General features: G+C 72.0%; 22 protein-coding genes. 12 read left to right on the top strand and 10 right to left on the bottom strand.

Features of this window, described 5'->3' with window-relative positions:
* Nucleotides 1-81 precede the first annotated feature (81 nt).
* Nucleotides 82-1,398: an SAM-dependent methyltransferase gene (locus tag ACZ7DL_RS27900; RefSeq protein WP_470778148.1), complete on the top strand. Its 1,317-nt coding sequence runs from the start codon at nucleotides 82-84 to the stop codon at nucleotides 1,396-1,398.
* A gap of 23 nt (nucleotides 1,399-1,421) precedes the next feature.
* Here ACZ7DL_RS27900 and ACZ7DL_RS27895 read toward each other — a convergent pair whose 3' ends face one another.
* Nucleotides 1,422-2,573 carry an NADH-quinone oxidoreductase subunit D gene (locus tag ACZ7DL_RS27895; protein WP_470778147.1) on the bottom strand — a complete coding sequence of 384 codons (1,152 nt, stop codon included), beginning with the start codon at nucleotides 2,571-2,573 and terminating at the stop codon, nucleotides 1,422-1,424.
* Nucleotides 2,574-2,604: 31 nt separating this feature from the next.
* Between ACZ7DL_RS27895 and ACZ7DL_RS27890 the strand changes: the two genes are divergently transcribed.
* Together ACZ7DL_RS27890 and ACZ7DL_RS27885 are read left to right on the top strand one after the other, a co-directional pair.
* On the top strand, nucleotides 2,605-3,108 hold the full coding sequence (locus ACZ7DL_RS27890; protein WP_470778145.1) for a PH domain-containing protein: 504 nt from the start codon (nucleotides 2,605-2,607) through the stop codon (nucleotides 3,106-3,108).
* Nucleotides 3,109-3,209: 101 nt separating this feature from the next.
* The gene (locus tag ACZ7DL_RS27885) at nucleotides 3,210-4,562 is read left to right on the top strand and encodes a PH domain-containing protein (RefSeq protein ID WP_470778240.1); all 1,353 of its coding nucleotides are present in this window, start codon (nucleotides 3,210-3,212) and stop codon (nucleotides 4,560-4,562) included.
* A 255-nt stretch (nucleotides 4,563-4,817) separates the two neighbouring features.
* Here ACZ7DL_RS27885 and ACZ7DL_RS27880 read toward each other — a convergent pair whose 3' ends face one another.
* Together ACZ7DL_RS27880 and ACZ7DL_RS27875 are read right to left on the bottom strand one after the other, a co-directional pair.
* Nucleotides 4,818-6,146 (bottom strand): hypothetical protein, encoded by a 1,329-nt coding sequence (locus tag ACZ7DL_RS27880; protein WP_470778144.1) that lies wholly within the window; start codon nucleotides 6,144-6,146, stop codon nucleotides 4,818-4,820.
* A gap of 97 nt (nucleotides 6,147-6,243) precedes the next feature.
* Nucleotides 6,244-7,371, bottom strand: coding sequence for an alpha/beta hydrolase (locus tag ACZ7DL_RS27875; protein WP_470778142.1), 1,128 nt, complete (start codon nucleotides 7,369-7,371; stop codon nucleotides 6,244-6,246).
* Nucleotides 7,372-7,597: 226 nt separating this feature from the next.
* Between ACZ7DL_RS27875 and ACZ7DL_RS27870 the strand changes: the two genes are divergently transcribed.
* The 6 genes from ACZ7DL_RS27870 to ACZ7DL_RS27845 all read left to right on the top strand — a co-directional run bounded on the left by ACZ7DL_RS27870 (nucleotide 7,598) and on the right by ACZ7DL_RS27845 (nucleotide 12,954).
* Entirely contained in the window at nucleotides 7,598-9,424 is a 1,827-nt protein-coding gene (locus ACZ7DL_RS27870) for a phosphatidylglycerol lysyltransferase domain-containing protein (RefSeq protein ID WP_470778140.1), read from the top strand.
* A 178-nt stretch (nucleotides 9,425-9,602) separates the two neighbouring features.
* Entirely contained in the window at nucleotides 9,603-10,607 is a 1,005-nt protein-coding gene (folP, locus tag ACZ7DL_RS27865; protein WP_470778138.1) for a dihydropteroate synthase, read from the top strand.
* On the top strand, nucleotides 10,604-11,149 hold the full coding sequence (locus tag ACZ7DL_RS27860; protein WP_470778136.1) for a nuclear transport factor 2 family protein: 546 nt from the start codon (nucleotides 10,604-10,606) through the stop codon (nucleotides 11,147-11,149). Before folP ends, ACZ7DL_RS27860 begins: the two co-directional genes overlap by 4 nt.
* A 270-nt stretch (nucleotides 11,150-11,419) precedes the next feature.
* The gene (gene folB / locus ACZ7DL_RS27855; RefSeq protein WP_360153914.1) at nucleotides 11,420-11,779 is read left to right on the top strand and encodes a dihydroneopterin aldolase; all 360 of its coding nucleotides are present in this window, start codon (nucleotides 11,420-11,422) and stop codon (nucleotides 11,777-11,779) included.
* A complete protein-coding gene (gene folK / locus ACZ7DL_RS27850) occupies nucleotides 11,776-12,387 on the top strand; it encodes a 2-amino-4-hydroxy-6-hydroxymethyldihydropteridine diphosphokinase (protein WP_470778135.1) in 612 nt (203 codons plus the stop codon). The genes folB and folK overlap by 4 nt, the downstream gene beginning before the upstream one ends.
* 78 nt (nucleotides 12,388-12,465) lie before the next feature.
* Nucleotides 12,466-12,954: a DUF3180 domain-containing protein gene (locus ACZ7DL_RS27845; protein ID WP_470778133.1), complete on the top strand. Its 489-nt coding sequence runs from the start codon at nucleotides 12,466-12,468 to the stop codon at nucleotides 12,952-12,954.
* Between the two features lie 25 nt (nucleotides 12,955-12,979).
* On the opposite strand, the gene folE is transcribed toward ACZ7DL_RS27845, so the two are convergent.
* The 6 genes from folE to dacB form a co-directional block, all read right to left on the bottom strand.
* Nucleotides 12,980-13,585, bottom strand: a complete 606-nt coding sequence (gene folE, locus ACZ7DL_RS27840) for a GTP cyclohydrolase I FolE (RefSeq protein ID WP_470778131.1) — start codon at nucleotides 13,583-13,585, stop codon at nucleotides 12,980-12,982.
* Between the two features lie 131 nt (nucleotides 13,586-13,716).
* Nucleotides 13,717-15,756, bottom strand: a complete 2,040-nt coding sequence (ftsH, locus tag ACZ7DL_RS27835; protein ID WP_470778128.1) for an ATP-dependent zinc metalloprotease FtsH — start codon at nucleotides 15,754-15,756, stop codon at nucleotides 13,717-13,719.
* 195 nt (nucleotides 15,757-15,951) lie between these two features.
* The gene (gene hpt, locus ACZ7DL_RS27830; protein ID WP_451387580.1) at nucleotides 15,952-16,512 is read right to left on the bottom strand and encodes a hypoxanthine phosphoribosyltransferase; all 561 of its coding nucleotides are present in this window, start codon (nucleotides 16,510-16,512) and stop codon (nucleotides 15,952-15,954) included.
* A gap of 87 nt (nucleotides 16,513-16,599) precedes the next feature.
* Nucleotides 16,600-17,682 (bottom strand): tRNA lysidine(34) synthetase TilS, encoded by a 1,083-nt coding sequence (gene tilS / locus ACZ7DL_RS27825; RefSeq protein WP_470778127.1) that lies wholly within the window; start codon nucleotides 17,680-17,682, stop codon nucleotides 16,600-16,602.
* Nucleotides 17,683-17,873: 191 nt separating this feature from the next.
* Complete coding sequence (locus tag ACZ7DL_RS27820) at nucleotides 17,874-19,007, bottom strand: zinc-dependent metalloprotease (RefSeq protein WP_470778125.1); 1,134 nt, start codon at nucleotides 19,005-19,007, stop codon at nucleotides 17,874-17,876.
* Between the two features lie 95 nt (nucleotides 19,008-19,102).
* On the bottom strand, nucleotides 19,103-20,668 hold the full coding sequence (dacB, locus tag ACZ7DL_RS27815) for a D-alanyl-D-alanine carboxypeptidase/D-alanyl-D-alanine endopeptidase (protein WP_470778123.1): 1,566 nt from the start codon (nucleotides 20,666-20,668) through the stop codon (nucleotides 19,103-19,105).
* A gap of 124 nt (nucleotides 20,669-20,792) precedes the next feature.
* Between dacB and ACZ7DL_RS27810 the strand changes: the two genes are divergently transcribed.
* Complete coding sequence (locus tag ACZ7DL_RS27810) at nucleotides 20,793-21,284, top strand: inorganic diphosphatase (RefSeq protein ID WP_030342671.1); 492 nt, start codon at nucleotides 20,793-20,795, stop codon at nucleotides 21,282-21,284.
* Between the two features lie 155 nt (nucleotides 21,285-21,439).
* Nucleotides 21,440-23,092, top strand: a complete 1,653-nt coding sequence (locus ACZ7DL_RS27805) for a threonine/serine exporter family protein (RefSeq protein WP_470778238.1) — start codon at nucleotides 21,440-21,442, stop codon at nucleotides 23,090-23,092.
* Between the two features lie 19 nt (nucleotides 23,093-23,111).
* On the opposite strand, the gene ACZ7DL_RS27800 is transcribed toward ACZ7DL_RS27805, so the two are convergent.
* On the bottom strand, nucleotides 23,112-24,140 hold the full coding sequence (locus ACZ7DL_RS27800) for a DedA family protein (protein WP_470778121.1): 1,029 nt from the start codon (nucleotides 24,138-24,140) through the stop codon (nucleotides 23,112-23,114).
* A gap of 142 nt (nucleotides 24,141-24,282) precedes the next feature.
* Between ACZ7DL_RS27800 and ACZ7DL_RS27795 the strand changes: the two genes are divergently transcribed.
* Entirely contained in the window at nucleotides 24,283-24,648 is a 366-nt protein-coding gene (locus tag ACZ7DL_RS27795) for a YbjQ family protein (RefSeq protein WP_470778120.1), read from the top strand.
* Nucleotides 24,649-24,659: the final 11 nt, after the last annotated feature.

The raw sequence follows: 24,659 nt of genomic DNA, 5'->3' as shown, positions 1-24,659 counted from the left end.
CAACCGATGGGCCGATCCGTGCCCGGCGCGCGTACTCCGCAAGGTGGAGGCCGTGATCATCTGTGGGCCTAGTCTGGTGCGGTGACGGATGAGACGCGGCGGGAGGGATTCCGCGGGGAGCCCGGCCCGCGCGGCTGGCGCGCCGCGGCCGAAGCGGCGCTGTACGGACCCGGCGGCTTCTACCGGCGCCCGGAAGGCCCGGCCGGTCACTTCCGCACCTCCGTGCACGCCTCCCCGCTGTTCGCGCGGGCCGTGGCCCGGCTGCTGTGCCGGGTCGACGCGGCGCTCGGCCGGCCGCCGGTGCTGGACTTCGTCGACATGGGTGCCGGACGGGGCGAGCTGGTCACGGGGGTGCTCGCCGCCCTGCCGCCGGACGTGGCGGCACGCGCGCGTGCGTACGCCGTCGAGATCGCCGACCGCCCGCCCGGCCTGGACGCACGGATCACCTGGCTGACCGAGCTCCCGGATGCCGTCACCGGGCTGCTGTTCGCCAACGAGTGGCTGGACAACGTCCCCGTGAACGTCGTGGAGGTGGACGCCACGGGCGTGCCCCGGCTGGTCCTCGTGGCGGACGACGGCGCCGAGCGGCTCGGGGAGCCCGTGACGGGCGCGGAGGCCGACTGGCTCGCGCGCTGGTGGCCGCTGCCGGCCGACGAGGGACTGCGGGCGGAGATCGGACTGCCCCGGGACCGGGCCTGGGCGGCGGCCGTGGACCGGGTGGTGCGCGGGCTCGCGGTGGCCGTGGACTACGCGCACACCGTGGACACCCGTCCCCTGTTCGGCACGCTCACCGGCTTCCGGGAGGGCCGCGAGACGGCGCCCGTGCCGGACGGTTCCTGCGACATCACGGCACACGTCGCCCTGGACGCGTGCGCGGCAGCGCCCGGTACAGCGCGCACGCCTTCCGACGAGGCGGGCACGCAGCCCCGAATGCCCTCCCGCACGGCGCGGGAGACCTCCGGCACGGCGCGGGAGACCTCCGACACGGCGCACACCTCACTCCACGCTGCCCCCGACACGGCCCACGCCCCCACCAACGCGCCCTCGGACACGGCGCAGGCGCCCGCCAGTACGGCGCAGGAACCCTCTGGCACGGCGCAGGAACCTCAGAGAGCGCGCGAGCTGGCCAGCGCGCGCCTGCTCACGCAACGCGCCGCTCTGCGCGCCCTGGACATCACCGGCGCACGCCCCCCGCTCGCGCTGGCCTCCACCGACCCCTCCGCCTACGTGCGCGCCCTTGCGAGCGCCGGCGAGGCCGCCGAGCTCACGGCGTCGGGCGGCCTCGGCGACTTCGGCTGGCTGCTCCAGCCGGTGGGCATCCAGGACCCCCTGGAGCAGAGTCCCCACGACTCACAGGACCCAGACGCACAGGACCCGCGGGACCCCCGGGGCCGGTAGACCGCCCCCGGGCCCGGCGCGGCTTACTTGTCGATGTCGCCGACCACGAAGAACATCGACCCCAGGATCGCCACCATGTCCGCCACCAGCGTGCCCGGCAGCAGCTCGGTCAGCGCCTGGATGTTGTTGTACGAGGCCGAACGCAGCTTCAGCCGGTACGGGGTCTTCTCGCCCTTGCTGACGAGGTAGTAGCCGTTGATGCCGAGCGGGTTCTCGGTCCACGCGTACGTGTGGCCCTCGGGCGCCTTCAGCACCTTCGGCAGCCGCTGGTTGATCGGCCCGGGCGGCAGGTCCGCGAGCCTGTCCAGGCAGGCGTCGGCGAGGTCCAGGGCGTTGTGGGTCTGCTCCAGCAGGACCTCGAAGCGGGCCAGGCAGTCGCCCTCGCTCCGGGTGACGACCTTCAGGGTGTCCTGGAGATCGCCGTAGGCAAGGTACGGCTCGTCGCGGCGCAGGTCGAAGTCGACGCCCGAGCCGCGCGCGATGGGGCCGCTCACGCCGTACGCGTGCACCGTCTCGGGTGCGAGCGTCCCGACCCCGCGCGTACGCCCGCGGAAGATCTCGTTGCCGAGCACCAGGTCGTCGAAGACGTCCATGCGCGAGCGCACGACGGCGACGGCCTCGCGCGCGCGTGCCGTCCAGCCGGACGGCAGGTCCTCCTTGAGGCCGCCGACGCGGTTGAACATGTAGTGCATGCGCCCGCCGGAGACCTCCTCCATGACGTTCTGGAGCACCTCGCGCTCCCGGAACGCGTAGAAGACCGGCGTGATCCCGCCCAGCTCCAGCGGGTAGGAGCCGAGGAACATCAGGTGGTTGAGCACCCGGTTCAGCTCGGCGAGCAGCGTGCGCGTCCACACCGCCCGCTCGGGCACCTCCATGCCGAGCATCCGCTCCACGGCGAGGACCACGCCCAGCTCGTTCGAGAACGCCGACAGCCAGTCGTGGCGGTTGGCGAGCACGATGATCTGCCGGTAGTCGCGCGCCTCGAAGAGTTTCTCGGCGCCCCGGTGCATATAGCCGATCACGGGCTCCGCGCGCACGATGCGCTCCCCGTCCAGCACGAGCTTGAGCCGCAGCACGCCGTGCGTGGACGGGTGCTGAGGCCCGATGTTGAGCACCATGTCGGTGCTCTCCGCCGCGCCGCCGATGCCGACCGTGGTCTCCGCCGTAGGAGTCATGGCCCCAGTTTCCCCTACGTACGCTGGCCTCATGGAAACGGGGAGCCTGGAAGGGACCGGAGCGCTGGCGGACCAGCCGGTGTGGCGCGGGCTTCAGCCCGGGCTGCTGCGGGTGCGCCGGCTGCTGCTGGTCGTGTGGACGGGGATCTTCGCGGTCGCCGCGGGGCTGCTGCCGGGGCTTCTCGCGGGGCCGGGGTGGGCCGCCTGCGCGCTGCTGCCGCCGGCGTTCGCCGCCTGGTGCTGGCGGCTGCTGGAGCGCAACTGGCGCTCCTGGCGGTACGCCGAGCGCGCCGACGACCTGCTGATCAGCCGCGGGGTGCTGTGGCGCGAGGAGACGGTGGTGCCGTACGGGCGGATGCAGCTGGTGGAGGTGACCTCCGGGCCCCTGGAGCGGCGCTTCGGGCTGGCCACCGTGCAGCTGCACACGGCCGCCGCCGCGACCGACGCGACCCTCCCCGGCCTGGACCCGGCCGAGGCGGAGCGTCTGCGCGACCGGCTGACCGAGCTGGGCGAGGCACGATCGGCGGGCCTGTGACGCCCCCGGACCGTGCGAACGGCGCGGATGGCACGGACGGCGCGGCCAACGCGGCCAACACGGCCGGCGCAGCGGCCGGCGCGAACGGCGCGCACGGAACGGTGGACGGGGACGGCGCGGGCCGTGCCGACGGTCCGGCCGCCGGCATACCGGAGCGCCCACCCGTCACCGAGCGCCGGCTGCACCCGGTCACGCCCCTGCGCCGGGCGTGGGCGCCGCTCGCCGTGCTGGCCGGCTGGGCGGTGCACGACCCGAGCGGCGCGCAGGAGCAGGTCGAGCGGCTGACCGGCGCGATGCTCCTGCTGGGGCTCGCGGTGCTGGTGCCGGCGGCCGGTCTCTACGGCTTCCTGTCGTGGTGGTTCACGCACTACTCGGTCACCGACACCGAGCTGCGCATCCGTACGGGGCTGCTGTTCCGGCGCACCGCGCACATCCGGCTGGAGCGCGTCCAGGCCGTGGACGTCTCCCGCCCGCTCCTCGCGCGCGTGGCGGGCGTCGCCAAGCTGCGGATCGACGTCGTAGGCGCCGACGACAAGGACGAGCTGGCCTTCCTGAGCGAGCGGGAGGCGCGCGCCCTGCGGGCTGAGCTGCTCGCGCGCGCGGCGGGATTCGCGCCCGAGACAGCGCGCGAAGTCGGGGAAGCACCGGCGCGCGAGCTACTGCGCGTGCCCTCACGCGAGCTGGCGCGCTCCCTGGTGCTGACGGGCGCCACCTGGGGCACGCTATGCGCCGCGCTCGTCGTACCGACCGTGCTGTGGCTCACCACCCACAACCTGTGGACGGTCCTCGCCACCGCCCTGCCCCTGCTCGGCGCGGCCGGCGCGAGCAGTGCGGGCCGGTTCGTCACCGAGTACGACTGGACGGTGAGCGAGTCCCCGGACGGGCTGCGCATCGACCACGGGCTGCTCGACCGTACGCACGAGACGGTGCCGCCGGGGCGGGTGCAGACCGTACGGATCGTGGAACCGCTGCTGTGGCGGCGGCGGGACTGGGTGCGGGTGGAACTGGACGTGGCGGGGTCCGCCAACTCGGTGCTCATACCGGTCGCCCCGCGCGCGGTCGCCGAGTCGGTCGTCGCGCGCGTGCTGCCCGGCGTGACCGTGCCGCGGGAGCCGGCGCGGGTGCCGCGCCGGGCCCGGTGGTGCGTGCCGGTGTGGTGGCGCGGACACCGGCTCGCGGTCACCGGCGCGGTGGTCGCCGCCCGCAGCGGCCTGCTGTGCCGCCGGCTCTCGCTGGTCCCGCACGCCAAGGTGCAGAGCGTACGGCTCACCCAGGGGCCCTGGCAGCGCCGCTGGAGACTCGCCGACGTGCACGTGGACACCGGGGCCGACAAGACCGTGACGGCCCGTCTGCGGGACGCCGAGGAGGCCGAGTGGTTCCTGGGCGAGCAGGCGGAGAGGTCGCGTACGGGACGCCGGGACGCCCTGCCGGACCGCTGGATGACCACCGGCTGACGACCGGATCCCCGCACCACCACACCGCCTGCCGACCACCGGACCGCCGCGCCCCCGCACCACCTGCCGATCACCGGACCGCCGCACCGCCGGACCGCCGCACCGCCGCACAACCTGACCGCCGCACAACCGGACCGCCGGCTGACCACCCGACCACAGGCCTGTCGCCAGCCGCGCGGCGCGCCAACGCGTCGGGCCCGGCTCCCCTCGCGGGAAGGCCGGGCCCGGTGCCTGGTGCGGCCGGCTGACGGCGGCTCAGGAGGCCGCGCTGCGCAGCCCCTGGACGTCGATCTGCTCGGTCTCGTCGTGCGCCGTCAGGTCGATGACCTGGCCGACCCCCCGGGACCGCGCGTCGGCGGGCTTGAACCCGGCCTCGGCCTCGGCCTTGTGCACGGCGAGGGCCTCCGGGCCGACGACGTCGGCGAGGTCCTCGTTCTGCATGGAGTCCAGCGTGGCCTTCGGCGCGCCCTTCTGGGTGCCGAAGAAGTCGAAGCCGCCCTCGACCACCGGGCGCCGCGCGGGCGCGGCCGGTACGACGGCCACCGCGGTCGGCACGGTGAAGTGCCCGGCGGGCGACTGCCCCGCGGGCCGGGCGGGCTCGGCCGCGGGCGGCGCATCGGCGCCGTCCTTCACGCCTCCCTCGGCGCCCTCTCCTTTGCCGACGGACCCGGCCTCGGCCACCTCGCTCCCGGCGGCCTCCGGCGCGTCGACCGCGGACTCGGCGGGCTCGACCGTGCCGACGGGCTCGTCCGTGCCTACGGGCTCGTCCGTGCCGACGGGCTCGGGGTGCGCGGCCGGAGCCTCAGTTGCTTCCGGCGGGTCCCCCTCAGGCCCGGCCTCGGACGCCGTGCCGGCCTCCGGCTCGCCGCCATCCTCACCCTCGTCCTCGCCCTCAGGTTCGACCGGTGCCTCCCGGCCGAACCGGACCAGGGCCGTCAGAGCCTGCCGGTACAGCCGGGCGCCTTCGGGCGAGAAGACCGCCGGCTTGTCCGCAGGCGCGTTGGGGTCCGTGGCGCCCTCGGGGCCTTCGGCGGCTTCGGCGTCCGGCGCGCCGGCCGTCTCCGGCTCGGCGCTCCGCGCGGCCGGCAGCGCGAGCGACGACGAGGGCGCGGATCCCGGCTCGGGCGCGCCCGCTTCGAGCTCCAGCAGCCGGCGCCCCTCCAGGGCGCTCGCGCGCTCGGTCTCCGCGGTCGCGTACCGGCGCAGCAGGGCCGCGTGCTCGTTGCGCAGGCCCGCCAGTTCGGCCCGCTTGGCGCGCAGCCGCTGCTCCAGCTTCGCGCGCAGCTCGCGGGACTCCTCCAGGTCGGTCTCCAGTTCGGCGACCCGCTCCTCGTACCGCCATTCGTCACCGGCACGCGCGCGCGTGAGTTCGGCGACCCGCTTGCCCGCCTGCGTGTCCCAGCGGCGCATCACGACCGCGCCGACGACCGCCGTCGCGGCGGCCGTGGCGGCCAGCACGCGCAGCACCGTGGCCTCGGAGAACACCCAGGGACCCAGCGCGCAGGCGACGGAGACGCCGGCGATCGCCGACGGAGGCAGCAGCCGGTGCAGAGGCGGGGAATGGCGGTGGCGTCCACGTGGCATGGCCAGAAACTTACCGCGCGTAGGCGAATCGCGGACCCCCGCCCCGTAAAAACCCGGCCACGCCGCGGACTTCACGGAGCGTCAGGGGCCCGACGGCTCATCGGTCGGTGAGCCGTCCGCTGATCCACTGGAGCGTCGGCGGGATCTCGCGCCGCCAGGTGTTGAAGTTGTGCCCGCCGCTCTCGAGGATGATCGACGAGATCCGGGTCAGGTTCGTGGCCTGCACCTGCTGTATGAACTTCAGCGTGCTGTTGTAGTTGTGCTCGCCGACCTTGCTGCTGGTGACGAGCAGCGAGGTGTCGGGCGCGGGCTCGTGCTGCAGGAGCCAGAACAGGTCGGCGCGGTTCTGGAGCTTCGTGTCGCCGTGGAAGAGGTCACCGGTCGTGGGGTCGATCGGCGCCTTGTAGTACGGCGAGAGGCCGGCGCCGGCGGCGTACACGTCGGGGTGGTGCATGGCGAGCTTGAGCGCGCAGTAGCCGCCCGTGGAGTCGCCGATGACACCCCAGCTGCCCGGCCGCTTGCCGGCCCGGTAGTGCCCGAGGACGGCGTCCGGCAGATCCTTCGCAAAAAACGTTTCCGCTTGCGGGCCGCCCGGGACGTCCACGCACTCGGTGTCCCGCGGCGGCGCCACGGTCGGCCGCAGCATCACCAGGATCATCGGCTGCATCCGCCCGTCCTTGGCGAGCTGCTGCGCGGTACGCGGGTAGTCCAGCTTGTCCACCAGCGACCGCGCCGTGCCCGGGTAGCCGGTCAGCACGACCGCCGCCGGGAACGTACGCGTCCGGTACTGCGGCTGGAAGTACTCCGGTGGCAGGTAGACGTACGCGGGTGTGGCGATGTGGGTCGTACGGCCGATGATGTCGACCTTCTGGACCTGCCCGCCCGTCTCCGGCCGCGATGCGCGCACGCCCGGCACGTCGGACGTGGAGACCACCTGGAGCGGGCCGCCGGTGCTGCCGTTGACCGAGTGGTCGACGACGACCCCCTGGGCGGTCTCCTTGCCGAACAGGTCCGCCCAGCTGGCGTAGAAACCGAAGGACTGGTTGGCCGCGAGGCCCAGGGAGACGAAGAGCGCCAACTGGGTGGACAGCAGCAGGCCGACCCGGCCGCTGACGGCCCGCCAGCTCCGCCGGGCCAGGCGCGGCCACAGCCAGATGGTGCCGATGAACAGCAGGGCGGCGATCGCAATCGCCAGCACCAGCACTTTGTTGCTCGTGAGACCCATGGCTGTTTCCTGCCTGCGCTTTCCGCCCGTGCCGCACCCACATGTCGTTGCGAGGACTTGCCCGGGGCTTTCCTTGGCCTTTGACCCGACTTTCCGGCGGGGAGTGAACCTCTCTCCCCGAGACACCGTCCTAGAGGGCGCAATGTCGCCGGATGCCCGATCGGGCCCGGGTTCAAGGTCTCTCGCAGAACTACGGGATGCGATGTCTGTCAGGATAGATGGGGAAATGTCGGGCGGGGTTCCGAGCCGATCAAGCCGGGCGCGGCGCATACTGCGCGGCCCGCGCCCCGAGGCCGTTCCGGCTCTCGTCGGCAGGGCGGCCGCGCTCGTGGGTGTCCTGGACATCGCCGCAGGCGTGTTCCCGCGCTTCCGTCACAGCCGTATGCACGCCCTGGCCGAGGTGCTGCCGGGCTCCTTCGGCCCGTTCGCGGCGGCGCTCTCGCTGAGCGCGGGTGTGCTGTTGCTGCTGCTCGCCCACGGGCTCAAGCGGCGCAAGCGCCGGGCCTGGCGCGCCGCGGTCGCACTGCTTCCGGCGGGCGCGGCGGCGCAGTTCGCCTACCGGCACTCGATCGTCGGCGTGCTCATCGCGGTCGCGCTGCTGGTGCCGCTGCTGCGCCACCGGAGCCAGTTCGCGGCCCTGCCCGACCCGCGCAGCAGGTGGCGCGCGCTCGCCAACTTCGTCCTCATGAGCGCCGGTTCCCTCATGCTCGGCCTCGTCATCGTCAGCGTTCACCCGAACCGGACGATCGGCGACCCGAGCCTGGCCGACCGGCTGACGCACGTCATCTACGGCCTGTTCGGTTTCGAGGGTCCCGTCGACTACCAGGGCAACACCTCCTGGACGGTCGCCTTCTCCCTCGGCGCCCTCGGCTGGATCACCGCGGTCACCACCGTCTACCTGGCCTTCCGCCCCGAGCACCCGGCCGCCCGCCTCACCGAGGAGGACGAGAGCCGGCTGCGCGCCCTGCTGCAGAAGCACGGCGGGCGCGACTCGCTCGGCCACTTCGCGCTGCGCCGCGACAAAGCGGTCGTGTTCTCGCCGAGCGGCAAGGCCGCGGTCACCTACCGGGTCGTCTCCGGCGTGATGCTCGCCAGCGGCGACCCCATCGGGGACGTCGAGGCCTGGCCGGGCGCCATCGAGCGCTTCATGGACGAGGCCAAGGCCCACTCCTGGACGCCCGCCGTCATGGGCTGTTCCGAGACCGGCGGCGAAGTCTGGACCCGCGAGACCGGCCTGGACGCCCTGGAGCTCGGCGACGAGGCGGTGGTGGACGTGGCGGATTTCTCGCTCGCCGGACGCGCGATGCGCAACGTGCGCCAGATGGTCAAGCGCATCGAGCGGGCCGGCTACGAGACGCGAGTGCGGCGCGTCCGTGACCTCGGCGAGGCCGAGCTGGAGCGGATACGTCAGGCCGCGGAGGACTGGCGCGGCACGGACACCGAGCGCGGCTTCTCCATGGCGCTCGGCCGCGTCGGCGACCCGGGCGACGGCGACTGCCTCATCGCCACCGCGCACAAGGCCGACGACGCATCGGGCGAGTACGGCGACCTGAAAGCGATCCTCCACTTCGTGCCCTGGGGCAAGGACGGCGCATCGCTGGATTTGATGCGCCGGGACCGCAGCGCCGACCCCGGCATGAACGAACTGCTGATCGTCGCCGCCCTCCAGGCCGCCCCGAAGCTCGGCATCGCCCGCGTCTCGCTGAACTTCGCGATGTTCCGCTCCGCCCTCGCGCGCGGGGAGAAGATCGGCGCCGGCCCGGTGCTGCGCGCCTGGCGCGGGCTGCTGGTGTTCCTCTCGCGCTGGTTCCAGATCGAGTCGCTGTACAAGTTCAACGCCAAGTTCCAGCCGCGCTGGGAGCCGCGGTTCGTGGTGTACCGGGCCTCCGCCGACCTGCCCCGCATCGGCTTCGCCGCCATGCAGGCCGAGGGCTTCGTCAACCTCGCCCTGCCGGCGCCGCGTTTCCTGCGCCGGCGCCGGGCGCGTGCCCAGCGCCCGTGCGCGCACGCCGTGCCCGAACACGATGTACGAGCAGACGCTCGCGCGGCCTGAGCCGGCACACGCGCGGCCCGAACCGACCGCACCGGCACCCGCGCGGCCCGAGGACCGGACGCGCCGAGTGATACGGCCCGAGGACCGGCCCGGGTGGAAGCCCCTCCCCCTCCAGCACCGGGGCTTCCACCCGGGCCGCCGCGCGTTCCCGGTGCCGCCCTGGGCCTACGCTGAACGTATGAACAACCACAGCGGGCGCGGTCGAGTGGCCGGCCTTCCGGCATGGGACCGGTGCGCGGTCATGGGGGTCGTGAACGTGACCCCCGACTCCTTCTCCGACGGCGGCCGCTGGTTCGACACGACCGTCGCCGTCAAGCACGGCCTGGACCTGGTCGCCGAGGGCGCGGACCTGGTCGACGTCGGCGGCGAGTCCACCCGCCCGGGCGCCACGCGCGTGGACGAGGCCGAGGAGCTGCGGCGGGTCATCCCCGTGGTGCGCGGCCTCGCCTCCGAAGGCGTCGTCGTCTCCGTCGACACCATGCGCGCCTCCGTCGCCGAACAGTCCCTCGCGGCCGGCGCCGCCCTCGTCAACGACGTCAGCGGCGGCCTCGCCGACCCCGCGATGATCCCGGTGGTCGCCGCCGCGGACGCCCCCTTCGTCGTCATGCACTGGCGCGGCTTCCTCCAGGGCGGCAACGTCAAGGGCGCCTACGAGGACGTCGTCGCCGAAGTCGCGGACGAACTCCACGCGCGCGTGGAGGCCGTTCTGGCGGGCGGCGTCGCCCCCGACCACATCGTCGTCGACCCCGGCCTCGGCTTCTCCAAGGAGGCCGAGCACGACCTCACCCTCCTCGCCCACCTCGACCGCCTGCGCGCCCTCGGCCACCCCCTCCTCGTCGCCGCCTCCCGCAAGCGGTTCCTCGGCCGGGTCCTCGCCGGGCCGGAAGGGGCGCCCCCACCGGCCCGGGAACGCGACGCGGCCACGGCCGCCGTCTCCGCGCTCGCGGCGCACGCCGGCGCATGGGCGGTGCGCGTACACGAGGTGCGCGCCACCGCGGACGCCGTCCGCGTGGCGCGGGCCGTGGAGGGAGCGCGCACAGCGGGCTCGGCACCCGGCGCGGAGAGCGGGCGCAGTCCGCAGGAGGCCGAGCGCGCGCTCGGCGCGGACGCCGAGCGCCGGGCGCACGGCACCGGACATGCGCCGGGCACCGACAGCGAGCACGGAGCGGAAGGAGACCGGTGAGCGCCCCGCACACCGACGTCGAGCAGGTGGAGGCCGCCAACACCGCCTTCTACGAGGCACTCGAACGCGGCGACTTCGAGGAGGTCTCCGCCCTCTGGCTGACCCCCTCCGAGCTGGGCGTGGACGAGACGTACCACGACCCCGCGGACACCGGCGTGATCTCCTGCGTACACCCCGGCTGGCCGGTGCTCACCGGCCGCGGCGAAGTCCTCAGGTCGTACGCCCTGATCATGGCCAACACCGACTACATCCAGTTCTTCCTCACCGATGTGCACGTCTCCGTGACCGGCGACACCGCACTCGTGACCTGCACGGAGAACATCCTCAGCGGCGGCCCCGCCCCGGCGGAGGGCGCGGAACTGGGGCCGCTGGTCGGCCAGCTCGTCGTCGCCACGAACGTGTTCCGGCGCACCCCCTCCGGCTGGAAACTCTGGTCGCACCACGCCTCCCCCGTCCTGGCGGAGAGCGACGACGGCGACGACGGCGACACCGGTGTCGATGGCGTCAATGGCGTGAATCCGGACGACGGCCCGCTCGCCTGAACGGGTAGACGCACCTCAGGACACGGACCGCACCCGGCGGGGCGCGAGGAGTGGTTGGAATCACCTACCCCCGGGTAGAAGCGGCTACCAGCCCATGCCAGCGCCGGGTTCCCCAGGGGAAACAACCGGTGAACCCTCCGGGTACCGGCCCGAGTCCGTGCCCCCATGGCCCGGCTTTGCCGGTGCCCGCAGGTAGATTCGACTGAGGCCGGTGTGCCGCCCGCACGCGGTACGGTCCGGCCGTTCCCGACGATTGCAGGAGTGATTCGCGTGGATCGTGTCGCGCTGCGCGGCCTCAAGGCCCGCGGGCACCACGGTGTGTTCCCCAAGGAACGCGAAGAGGGCCAGACCTTCATCGTGGACCTCGTCCTTGGCCTGGACACCCGACCGGCCGCGGCCGACGACGACCTGGCGAAGACCGTGCACTACGGCATCGTGGCCGAGGAGGTCGTGGCCGTGGTCGAGGGCGAGCCGGTGAACCTCATCGAGACGCTCGCCGAGCGGATCGCCCGTACCTGCCTGAAGCACGAAGGGGTTCAGGAGGTCGAGGTCTGCGTCCACAAGCCGGACGCGCCGATCACCGTCCCCTTCGACGACGTGACCGTCACCATCACCCGGAGCCGAGTATGACCCGACCTTTCCGCCAGGGTCACAGCGACCCGACCGTCCAGCCGGTGCCCGCCTCGGTCGTCGAGCAGGTGGACGCCGCCGACACGACCCTCAGCAACCCCAAATGGGCCGTGCTCTCCATCGGCTCCAACCTGGGCAACCGCCTGGAGACCCTCCAGGGCGCCGTCGACGCCCTCGAAGACACCCCCGGCCTCCGCGTGAAGGCCGTCTCCCCCGTCTACGAGACGGAGCCGTGGGGCGTCGAGCCCGGCAGCCAGCCCTCCTACTTCAACGCCGTCGTGCTCCTCAAGACCACCCTGCCCCCGTCCTCCTTGCTGGAGCGGGCGCACGCCGTCGAGGAAGCCTTCAACCGCGTCCGGGACGAGCGCTGGGGCCCGCGCACGCTGGACGTCGACATCGTCGCCTATGCGGACGTCACCTCCGACGACCCGCAGCTCACCCTGCCCCACCCGCGCGCCCACGAGCGCGCCTTCGTCCTCGCGCCCTGGCACGACGTGGACCCGCAGGCGCAGCTGCCCGGCCGCGGCACGGTGGCCGATCTGCTGTCGGTCGTCACCCGTGAGGGTGTGGCGCCGCGCGCAGACCTGGAACTCCGGCTGCCCGAGTAGTCGTTAAGGTCGAGGCGGGTCACGACCGACCCACGACGACTACACACCGGGACGGTCCGGGGTAACCGAAGGGACACCGTGAGAGAGCTGCGCATCAGGGTGCTGGCGGGCGTGTTCGTCGTGGCCGGTGTCCTGTCCTGGGCGGGCGCCCGCCTCTGGAACTCGATCGGGACCCTTCCCAGCGTCCCCCTGGCCGCCCCCGTCGTCCTCGCGCTGATCGCGGTGGTCCTGCTCGCGACGGCGCTCTCGCTGCGCGCCCGTCTCAAGGCCCAGCGCGAGCGCCGGCCGGGCGCCAAGGGCGTGGACCCGCTGATGGCCGCCCGGGCGGCCGTCTTCGGCCAGGCCAGCGCCCTGGTCGCCGCCCTCGTCGCCGGCATGTACGGCGGCACGGGCGTGCTCCTGCTGGAGCTGCTGGACTTCCCGGCCCGCCGCGACCAGGCGATCTACGCCGGCTTCTCGGTCCTGGCCGGCCTCGGCGTGATAGCGGCCGCCCTGTTCCTGGAGCGGGTCTGCAAACTCCCGGAGGACGACGACCAGAACCCCCCGGGAGCGGAGCCGGCGGCCTGAAGGCCGGCTCCGCCCACCGGCATGGTCAGTGAGCCATGATGAGGCTCATCGCCTCGTTCCGCGTGGCCGCGTCCCGCAGCTGCCCGCGCACGGCGGACGTTATGGTCTTCGCGCCCGGCTTGCGGATGCCGCGCATGGACATGCACATGTGCTCGCACTCGACGACGACGATGACGCCCCGCGGCTCCAACATATCCATCAGGGAGTCCGCGATCTGCGTGGTGAGCCGTTCCTGCACCTGCGGCCGGCGGGCGTAGACGTCGACCAGGCGGGCCAGCTTGGACAGGCCGGTGATCTTGCCGGTCACGGACGGGATGTAGCCGACGTGGGCGACGCCCCGGAACGGCACCAGGTGATGTTCACAGGTCGAGTACACCTCGATGTCCTTCACCAGGACCATCTCGTCGTGCCCCAGGTCGAACGTGGTCGTCAGCACGTCCTCGGGCTTCTGCCACAGACCGGCGAAAATTTCCTTGTAGGCCCGCGCCACCCGCGCCGGCGTCTCCCGCAGACCCTCACGATCCGGGTCCTCGCCGACCGCGATCAGCAGCTCCCGTACGGCGTTCTCGGCGCGCTTCTCGTCGAACTCGCCGATGGAGCCTTCACCGTCCAGCGTCACCGGGTCGGTCATCTGGTTCCTCGTTCCTGTGCCTTACACACGCGTTCGACGCGTGTTCTGTCTGCGGACATGCGAATGCCGCGCCCCCCAGGCTAGAACCTGAGGGGCGCGGCATTCATTCCGGCCCTGTGGCCGAAAGGCGCTCAGCTGTCGGAGCGGTCCTCCGGGGTCTGCTCCGTGACCGGGGCGGACTCCGCGGCCGTGGACTTGGCCGTGCTGATCGCCGCCGTCGCGCCGTTCGCACCGTTGGTCAGTGCCAGCTCCTTGGGGGAGAGCACCGGCGGGCGGGTGGACGGGGTGCGGCGGGAGGAGCCGGTCCAGGCGGGCCGCGGCGGGCGCTTGACGATGGGGGCGAAGATCTCGGCGATCTCCTCCTTGCCCAGCGTCTCCTTCTCCAGCAGCTGGAGAACGAGGTTGTCGAGCACGTCGCGGTTCTCGACCAGGATCTCCCAGGCCTCGTTGTGCGCGGTCTCGATGAGCTTCTTTACCTCTTCGTCCACCAGCGCGGCGACCTCTTCCGAGTAGTCGCGCTGGTGAGCCATCTCACGGCCGAGGAAGGGCTCGCTGTTGTCGCCGCCGAACTTGATCGCGCCGAGGCGCTCGGTCATGCCGTACTGCGTGACCATCGCGCGGGCCAGGTTGGTGGCCTTCTCGATGTCGTTCGCGGCGCCGGTGGTCGGGTCGTGGAAGACCAGTTCCTCGGCCGCGCGGCCGCCCAGCATGTAGGCGAGCTGGTCGAGCATCTCGTTGCGCGTGGTCGAGTACTTGTCCTCGTCCGGCAGGACCATCGTGTAGCCGAGGGCGCGGCCGCGGGACAGGATCGTGATCTTGTGGACCGGGTCGGCGTTCGGCGAGGCCGCCGCGACCAGGGCGTGACCGCCCTCGTGGTACGCGGTGATCTTCTTTTCCTTGTCCGACATGATCCGGGTCCGCTTCTGCGGGCCCGCGACCACGCGGTCGATCGCCTCGTCCAGCGCCTTGTTGTCGACCAGCTTCTGGTCGCCGCGGGCGGTGAGCAGCGCGGCCTCGTTCAGCACGTTGGCGAGGTCGGCACCGGTCATGCCCGGGGTGCGGCGGGCGACGGCGGACAGGTCGACGTCGGGCGCGACCGGCTTGCCCTTCTGGTGGACCTTGAGGATCTCCAGTCGGCCCTGGAGGTCCGGCGGGTCGACCGCGATCTGGCGGTCGAAGCGGCCGGGGCGCAGCAGGGCCGGGTCGAGGATGTCGGGACGGTTCGTGGCGGCGATCAGGATGACGCCGCCCTTGACGTCGAAGCCGTCCATCTCGACGAGGAGCTGGTTCAGGGTCTGTTCGCGCTCGTCGTGACCGCCGCCGAGGCCGGCGCCGCGGTGGCGGCCGACCGCGTCGATCTCGTCGACGAAGACGATCGCCGGGGCGTTCGCCTTGGCCTGTTCGAACAGGTCACGCACCCGGGAGGCACCGACACCGACGAACATCTCGACGAAGTCGGAGCCGGAGATCGAGTAGAACGGGACGCCCGCCTCGCCCGCGACGGCACGCGCGAGCAGGGTCTTGCCCGTACCCGGGCGGCCGTAGAGGAGCACGCCCTTGGGGATCTTGGCGCCGACGGCCTGGAACTTGGCGGGCTCCTGGAGGAACTCCTTGATCTCCTGGAGCTCTTCGACGGCCTCGTCGCAGCCCGCGACGTCGGAGAAGGTCGTCTTCGGGGTGTCCTTGGTGATGAGCTTCGCCTTGGACTTGCCGAAGTTCATGACCCGGGAGCCGCCGCCCTGCATCTGATTCATCAGGAACAGGAAGACGACCACGATCAGAACGAAGGGAAGCAGCGAGAGCAGGACACCGACGAACGGGTTCTGCTTGGACGGCGAGACTGTGTAGCCGTCCGGGATCTGCTTCTCCTGGTACTTGGTCTGGAGCGTGGCGGCGAGGGCCACGCCCTGGTCGCCGATGTAGCTCGCCTGGATCTTCGAGCTGCCCTCGACCTTGCTGCCGTCCTTGAGCGTGACCTTGATGCTCTGTTCGTCACCGGTGGTGAGCTTGGCCGACTCGACCTTGTTGTCGTTGATCGCCGCCACGACCTGGCCGGTGTCCACCGTCTTGTAGCCGCCGGACGAGCCGACGACCTGCATCAACACGACCACGGCAAGGACGGCCAGCACGATCCACATGACCGGCCCACGGAAGTATCGCTTCACGTCCATCCATACGGAGCGGTGCCGCCCCGTCCCTCCTGCCATAGTGAGTTTGATAAGACAGTTCTTCTGACGGTACCCCAGCATTGTTGCCCGAAGCCGCACGGAGCCGGTTCGACGGCTGGGAAACCCGTCTCTGCTTGCTTCAACGGCACGGAACCCGCTGGGGTTCCCGATCGTCCTACCGGGCTTGGGCCGACTGGCTCAGCCGCCGTAGACGTGAGGCGCGAGCGTACCGACGAACGGCAGGTTGCGGTACTTCTCGGCGTAGTCGAGGCCGTAGCCGACGACGAACTCGTTCGGGATGTCGAAGCCGACCCATTCCACCTCGATGGCGACCTTGGCGGCGTCCGGCTTGCGCAGCAGCGTGCACACCTTCAGGGAGGCGGGCTCGCGGGAGCCGAGGTTGTTGATCAGCCAGGACAGGGTCAGGCCGGAGTCGATGATGTCCTCGACGATCAGGACGTGCTTGCCCTTGATGTCGGTGTCGAGGTCCTTGAGGATGCGGACGACACCGGAGGACTGGGTGCCCGCGCCGTAGGAGGACACGGCCATCCAGTCCATGGTGACGGGGGTGGACAGCGCCCGGGCGAGGTCTGCCATGACCATCACCGCGCCCTTGAGGACGCCGACGATCAGCAGGTCCTTGCCCGCGTATTCCGCATCGATCTTCGCGGCCAGCTCGGCCAGCTTCGCGTCGATCTCTTCCTTGGTGATGAGTACCTGCTGAAGGTCGGCACCCATGTCTTTCGCGTCCACCCGCATCACTTTCGGTCGTCCCGCACTTACGGCCGTCATCACGGCCTCCGGCCGCCCGGCCCGCCGGAGGGTCGCTCCGGGAAGGGTCGGGAATCAGCCTTGCCGAATCACCAGTCTGCCACCCTGACGCTGGGCGACGACTTTGCCCGGGAGATTGATGGCTCCCTGGCCGCGCCAGCCGGTGATCAGGCGGTCGACTTCCTCGATGTGGCGGGCGAAGAGTGCGCCGGCCGGCGCCCCGGCCTCGATGGCCGCGCGGCGCAGGATCCGGCGGCGCACGGCGGGCGGGAGGGCGTACAGCTTGGCGCACTCCAGCAGGCCGGCGGCGTCCCGTACGGCGGCCTCGGCCTGCCTGGCCCAGGCGTCCAGGGCGTCGGCGTCGTCGCGGGAGAGCTGGGCGGTGCGGGCGAGCGCCTCCACGACGCCTTTGCCGAGTGCCTTCTCCAGGGCGGGCAGGCCCTCGTGCCGGAGCCGGGAGCGGGTGTAGGCGGGGTCGGCGTTGTGGGGGTCGTCCCAGACGGGCAGGGACTGCACCATGCAGGCCTTGCGGGCGGTCTGCCGGTCCAGGTGCAGGAAGGGCCGCCGGTAGCGGCCGCCGGCCCCCGAGACCGCGGCCATGCCGGACAGGGAGCGGATGCCGGAGCCGCGGGCGAGGCCCAGCAGGACGGTTTCGGCCTGGTCGTCGCGAGTGTGGCCGAGCAGGACCGCGGCGGCGCCGTGACGTTCGGCGGCGGCGTCCAGGGCGGTGTAGCGGGCGTCGCGGGCGGCGGCTTCGGGGCCGCCCGCGCGGCCGACGGTCACGGCGACGGACTCGACCGGGTCGAGGCCGAGTTGGCGCAGCCGCAAGGCGACTTCGTCGGCGCGGAGGTCGGAGCCGGGCTGGAGCCCGTGGTCGACGGTGACTCCGCCGGCGCGGATGCCGAGTTTGGGGGCCTCGAAGGCGAGGGCCGAGGCGAGGGCCATGGAGTCGGCGCCGCCGGAGCATGCGACGAGGACGAGCGGGGAGGGGGGCCGCTCGACCGTCTGGTCCGGGTGCCGGTCCGGGTGCGCGCGGGAGGCGTCGCGGCCGAGGTGTTCGTGGCCGGTCTGGTGGCCGGTCTGATGGTCGTTCAGGATGTCGTGGAGGACGCGGCGGACCGCCAGGCGTATCGCCGCGACCGCAGGATGGGGACCCATGTCCGGTTCCCTTCATGAAGTTTTCGGGGGGTGAACCCGAGACGGTCACTCAGAGTGTGTAGATGGTGACAGAAGCGGGCCGTTCCCCGAGCATTGCACGCCTACGCATGGCTCACGGTCCCTCGGACGGGTGATTGGAGGGGCGTTCGCCTGCCGTCGGCCGGATTCGTTTCACGACTGGCCGGCGGGGTTCACGACTCCGTCCTGCGGTGCACCCGTGCGATCCAGTCCGCCGGTTTGCCGATCTCCGCTTTGGTGGGCAGGGTGTTGGGCGAGGTCCACACGCGGTTGAAGCCGTCGATGCCGACCTCGTCCACGACGGCCCGCACGAAGCGTTCGCCGTCCCGGTACTGCCGCAGCTTGGCGTCCAGGCCGAGCAGCTTGCGCAGGGCGAGGTCCAGGCGGGAGGCGCCCTTCGCGCGACGCTGCTGGAACTTCTCGCGGATCTCGGCGACGGTCGGTACGACGCTCGGGCCGACGCCGTCCATGACGTAGTCGGCGTGGCCTTCCAGCAGGGACATCACGGCGGTGAGGCGGCCGAGGATCTCCCGTTGGGCGGGGGTCTGCACGAGTTCCACGAAGGAGCGTCCGCCGTCCTCCTCCTCGCCTTCGGGGCGGCCGCCGACGAGGGACTGGGCGGCTTCCCGCATGCGCTCCAGGAAGGTCATGGGGTCCACGTCGGTCTCCGCCAAGAACGACTGGATCTCGCCCTCCAGGTGGTCCCGCAGCCAGGGCACGGCGGTGAACTGCGTGCGGTGGGTCTCCTCGTGCAGGCAGACCCACAGGCGGAAGTCGTGGGGCTCGACGTCGAGTTCGCGCTCGACGTGGACGATGTTGGGCGCGACGAGCAGCAGCCGGCCGCCGCCGTTCTCGCCGGCGGGGAGGTCGCGGGTGACGGGGGCGAAGGTCTCGTACTGGCCGAGGACGCGGGAGGACAGGAACGACAGCAGCATGCCGAGTTCCACGCCGGTGACCTTGCCGCCTACGGCGCCGAGGACCGCGCTGCCCGGGTTGTTGCCGCGGCGTTCCTGCATCTTCTGCAGGAGCGGTTTGAGGATCTCCCGGAAGCCGGCGACGTTGGCGCGGACCCAGCCGGGGCGGTCGACCACGAGGACGGGGGTGTCGTGGATCTCCTCGGTGCCCATACGAGTGAAGCCCCGGACGTGTCCCTCCGAGGCCTTGGCGTGCCGGCGCAGCTCGGCGACGACCGCCCTGGCCTCGTCGCGGCTGACGTCGGGGCCGGGTCGCACGAGCCGTGTCGCGGTTGCCACCGCGAGGTTCCAGTCGACCATCCCGGGAGATGCGGTGCCACCGAAGCTCGTCATGTTGTCAACCGTACGTGAGCGTTCCCCGCAGGGGCAGGCCGTGGGGGCGGGCGGGGGCCGGTCGGTGTTTCCCGGTAGACCGTACGGCGGGGCGGTTACCGGCAGCCGCATCCCGCCAGCGCCGTCGCCGCTTCGTCCAGGGTCGACTGGGCCTCCAGGGGGTTCGTCGTGTCGGAGGCGAGGAAGGCGAAGGCGAGGAGGTGGCCGTCCTGGTCGACGACTGTGCCGGCGAGGGTGTTCACACCGGTCAGGGTGCCTGTCTTGGCGCGTACGAGGCCGGAGGCGCCGTCGGTGTAGCGGGTGCTCAGGGTGCCGGTGAAGCCGGCCACGGGGAGGCCGGTGAGGACGGGGCGGAGGCCGGGGCGATCGGGGTCGCCGGCCTTGGCCAGGAGAACGGTGAGCAGGTCGGCCGTCAGCCGGTCGGCGCGGTCGAGGCCGCTGCCGTCGTGGAAGGAGGCGCCGGACATCGGTACGCCGAGCTTGCGCAGCTGCGTGCCGATCGCCCGGGCGCCGCCGGCGAAGCTCGCGGGTTCGCCGCTCGCCAGGGCCGTGTGCCGGGCGAGGGCCTCCGCGATGTCGTTGTCGCTGTTGGTCAGCATCCGCTCGACCAGGGCGGACAGCGGAGGCGAGGAGACGGTGGCGAGGGTCTGCGCGCGCGTGCCGGCCTTGGAGGGGCCCGGGGAGGTGGTCGTGATGCCGGCGTCCTCCAGGAAGCCCGCGAATCTGGCCGCCGCGTCCGCGGCCGGGTCGCTCACGCGGGTCGCGGGGCCGCCGGCGGAGTCGTCGGTGCGGCCCTCGTCGGCCATCAGGGCGCCGACCGGTGCGAGGTTGTCGTTGACGCCGATGGGGTGCAGGGCGGGGCCGGTGAACAGGCTGGCGTCGTAGGAGAGGGTGATCGTGCGGATGCCGCGTTTTTTCAGGGCCCGCGCGGTGTCGGTGGCCAGGGTGCGCAGGCTGGCCCAGCCCTCGGCCTGGGCGTGTGCGGTGAGGGTGGGGTCGCCGCCGCCGACCAGGACGAGTTCGCGGGTGTCGGGTTCGAGGGCGGCGCGGGTGGTGAGCCGGTGGTCGGGGCCGAGGGCGGACAGGGCGGCGACGGCGGTGGCGATCTTGGTGGTGGAGGCGGGGGTGAGGGCCTCGCCGGCGTTGTTGTCGTACAGGCGTTCGCCGGTCGTGACGTCGACGACGGCCGCCGCGTGGCGGTCGCCCAGCGCCGAGGCGTCCAGAAGGGGTTCCAGGACGTCCGAGAGCGTCTTTTCGTCCGGGGAGGTCTTCCTGGTGCCGACGGCGCCCGTGGTGCCGCCCAGGCCCGCGAGGACCGGCGGGGCGCTCGGCGCGGCCCGGGACGCCTCCGCGGACGTACCGGAGCGACCGTGATCTGCGCCACCCGGCCGCTCCAGGGCGGCCGCCCGGTCCCGCTCGGCCGTACGCTGACCGTTGGCGTCCCAGGGACCGGCCACGGTCACCACGCCGGCGGCCAGCGCCAGGCCGGCGGTGGCGGCGCCCGCGGTGTACTGCCAGGTCCTGACGGTCCGCGAACGGGGGAGCCGGGGGAGGTGCGCAGGCCCGACCCGCACGGCCTTCGCCAGCCGCGCGATCCGCGGCCCGGCGGCCGTCACGGCGCCCGCCAGACGCGGTCGTACGGCGTTCGCGAGCCGCGCCACCTGCGGTCTCGCGGCTCGCCAAGGCCTCAGCTCTGGCACGACCACCAGCCCCTTTCGCGATCACACACCTGCGTGAGGGACACTTAACCACCAGAACTATGTGCTGATCATGGAGGAGCCACCGGTGGAGTTCGACGTCACGATCGAGATCCCGAAGGGTTCGCGGAACAAGTACGAGGTGGACCACGAGACCGGTCGGATCCGCCTGGACCGTCGTCTCTTCACCTCGACCGCCTACCCGACCGACTACGGATTCGTCGAGAACACCCTCGGCGAGGACGGCGACCCGCTGGACGCGCTGGTCATCCTGGACGAGCCGACCTTCCCGGGCTGCCTGATCCGCTGCCGCGCGATCGGCATGTTCCGGATGACGGACGAGGCCGGCGGCGACGACAAGCTGCTGTGCGTTCCGGCCACCGACCCGCGTGTGGAGCACCTGCGCGACATCCACCACGTGTCGGAGTTCGACCGCCTGGAGATCCAGCACTTCTTCGAGGTGTACAAGGACCTGGAGCCCGGCAAGTCGGTCGAGGGTGCCAACTGGGTGGGCCGCACGGACGCCGAGGTGGAGATCGAGCGGTCGTACAAGCGCTTCAAGGAGCAGGGCGGTCACTGAACCCTGATTCCGTGACGGGCCGCACGCATGCGCGTGCGGCCCGTTCGCGTACTCCGCCGATCCGCCACTCCACTACTCCGCACGGGTGCGGCTCGTCGGGGTACGTGTGCGCATACTGATGCTTGCGGAAGGTGTCGTTCAGGAAGCGGTGCGAGGTGACGGAGGCGGAGGACCGCAAGCCCCGGTCGGACGAGGCGCGGTACGACCCGGAGATCACGTCCGAGTTCGCCATTCCGGTGGGTCTCGACGTCCCCAAGGGCGGGGAGCAGGAGACGACCTCCGAGTTCGCGGTGCCGGAGGGGCTGCCGACGCCGCAGCCGCCGAGCGTCGAGCCGGAGGTGTCGGCGTTCAGCACACCGAGCACCTATAGCGCCAAGGAGGCACCGGCGGCGTTCACGCCGGCCGCCGGGGTGCCGCTGGTGAGCCTGGTCAAGGACGCGCCCTGGCAGGACCGGATGCGCACGATGCTGCGCATGCCGGTGACCGAGCGGCCGGCGCCGGAGCCGGTGCAGCGCGTGGAGGAGGGCGGCCCGGCCGTCCCGCGCGTGCTGGACCTGACCCTGCGTATCGGCGAGCTGCTGCTGGCCGGCGGTGAGGGCGCGGAGGACGTCGAGGCCGCGATGTTCGCGGTGTGCCGGTCCTACGGCCTGGACCGGTGCGAGCCGAACGTCACCTTCACGCTGCTGTCGATCTCGTACCAGCCGTCCCTGGTGGACGACCCGGTGACGGCCTCCCGGACGGTACGGCGGCGGGGCACCGACTACACGCGGCTGGCGGCCGTGTTCCGGCTCGTGGACGATCTGACCGACCCGGAGGCGCATGTCTCCCTGGAGGAGGCCTACCGGCGCCTGGTGGAGATCCGCCGCAACCGGCACCCCTACCCCGGCTGGGCACTGACCCTGGCGAGCGGGCTGCTGGCCGGCGCGGCCTCGATGCTGGTCGGCGGCGATCTGATCGTGTTCGTGGCGGCCGCGGTGGGCGCGATGCTCGGCGACCGGCTGGCGTGGCTGTGCGCGGGGCGCGGACTGCCGGAGTTCTACCAGTTCACGGTGGCGGCGATGCCGCCCGCGGCGATCGGGGTGGGGTTCGCGCTGGCGCACGTGGACGTGAAGGCGTCCGCCGTGGTCACCGGTGGGCTGTTCGCGCTGCTGCCCGGGCGGGCGCTGGTGGCGGGCGTGCAGGACGGGCTGACGGGTTTCTACATCACCGCGTCGGCACGTCTGCTGGAGGTCCTGTACTTCTTCGTGGGCATCGTCACCGGCGTGCTGATCGTCCTGTATTTCGGCGTGAAGCTCGGCGGCAAGCTCAACCCGGACGCGGCGCTGCACATCACCCAGCGGCCGCTGATCCAGATCGCGGCCTCCATGCTGCTGTCGCTGACGTTCGCGATCCTGCTCCAGCAGGAACGGTCCACCGTGCTGTGGGTGACCCTCAACGGAGGCGTCGCATGGTCGGTGTACGGCGCGATGCGCTATGTCGCCGACATCTCGCCGGTGGCGTCCACGGCGGTGGCGGCGGGGCTGGTGGGGCTGTTCGGACAGCTGCTGTCGCGGTACCGGTTCGCCTCCGCGCTGCCGTACACGACGGCGGCGATCGGTCCGCTGCTGCCTGGTTCCGCCACCTACTTCGGGTTGCTGAGCATGGCCCAGAACGAGGTGGACAAGGGGCTGGTGTCGCTGGCCGGTGCGGCGTCCTTGGCGATGGCCATCGCGATCGGGGTGAATCTGGGGTCGGAGGTCTTCCGGCTCTTCCTGCGGGTCGGCTCGGCCGGCAAGCGCCGCGCCGCCAAGCGGACCAGGGGGTTCTGAGCCGGCCCCGCGCCCCCGCCTACTGCTGGCGGTAGCCGTAGGGGGACTGGTTCGGGTCGTACTGGTTCGGGTCGTACTGGTCCTGGCGGTACTCGTCCTGGCCGTACTGGTTCGGGTCGTACTGCGGCTGCGGCTGCGGCTGGGGGTGCTGCTGCTGGTCGTAGTGCTGACCGTTCCAGTCCTGCTGCTGCGGGTACTGCTGGTAGGGCTGCTCGAACTGGTCGCCGTACTGATTGCCGTGCTGGTCGCCGTACTGGTTGCCGTACTGATTGCCGTACTGCTGTTCGTAGGCCTGCTCGTACGGCTGGTCCGGCTCGATGCGGCGCAGCTGGGTGGTCGAGGTGTCCATGGCCGGCGGGTACGGGTACTGCGCGCTCTGGGGCTGCGGGCTCCGGGGCTGCTGCGCGGAGGCGGGTTCGGCCGGGGCGTTGCGCTGTTCCCTGCGGGCCTTCAGTACCTCGAAGATCACCGGAATGACCGAGATCAGGACGATCAGGACGAGAATCGACTCGACGTTGTTCTTGATGAGGTCGATCTGCCCGAGGAAGTAGCCCGCGACCGTGACGCCGGTCCCCCACAGGGCGCCGCCGAGGATGTTGTAGGTCAGGAAGGTGCGGTACTTCATGCGGCCGGCACCGACGATGATCGGGGCGAACGTGCGCACGATCGGCACGAAGCGGGCCAGCACGATGGCCTTGGGGCCGTACTTCTCGACGAACTCGTGGGCCTTCTCCAGATTCTCCTGCTTGAAGATCTTGGAGTTGGGCCGGTTGAAGAGCTTGGGCCCGAAGAACTTGCCGATCAGGTATCCGACCTGGTCACCGAGGACCGCGGCCGCGACGATCAGCGTGCACACCAGCCACAGGGGCTGGTGGATCCACTTGCCGTCGGCGACCAGCAGGCCCGCCGTGAACAGCAGGGAGTCGCCGGGCAGGAAGGCGAACAGACCCGACTCGGCGAAGACGATGACCAGGATGCCGACCAGACCGAACGTCGAGATCAGATAGTCCGGTGTGAGCCAGGTGGGGCCGAGGGCGAGGGTCATCACGGGTCCGGGCTCCTGAAGGGGGTGAGGGCGGCTACGGCATCCGGGTACGGCCGCACAAAGCTATCAACGTGATGCGACCGCCCCGGGTTCCACCGGCGCCTCCAGGATGCACTGTGGGACGACTGGGAGAAAGCTGTGACGCATGGGACTCGATGACTACGGCGGCGGCCAGGGGCCCCAGCCGGACGTACTGGTCGTGACGACGAACGACGCGCCCGGATACCGGGTGCAGGAGGTGCTCGGCGAGGTGTTCGGGCTGACCGTCCGCTCGCGGCACCTCGGCAGCCAGATCGGCGCCGGGCTCAAGTCGATGATCGGCGGCGAGCTGAAGGGCCTCACCAAGACGCTCGTGCAGACCCGCGGCCAGGCGATGGAGCGCCTGGTGGAGCAGGCACGCGCGCGCGGGGCCAACGCGGTGCTCGCGTTCCGGTTCGACGTGACCGACGCCGCCGACGTGGGCACCGAGGTGTGCGCGTACGGCACGGCGGTGGTCCTGGCCCGGGAGTGACCCCGGGCCAG

The sequence above is a fragment of the Streptomyces sp. NPDC036984 genome, assembly GCF_055607665.1.
The sequence above is the reverse complement of the archived record's forward strand: the minus strand, read 5'-3'. Positions and strand labels throughout refer to the sequence as shown.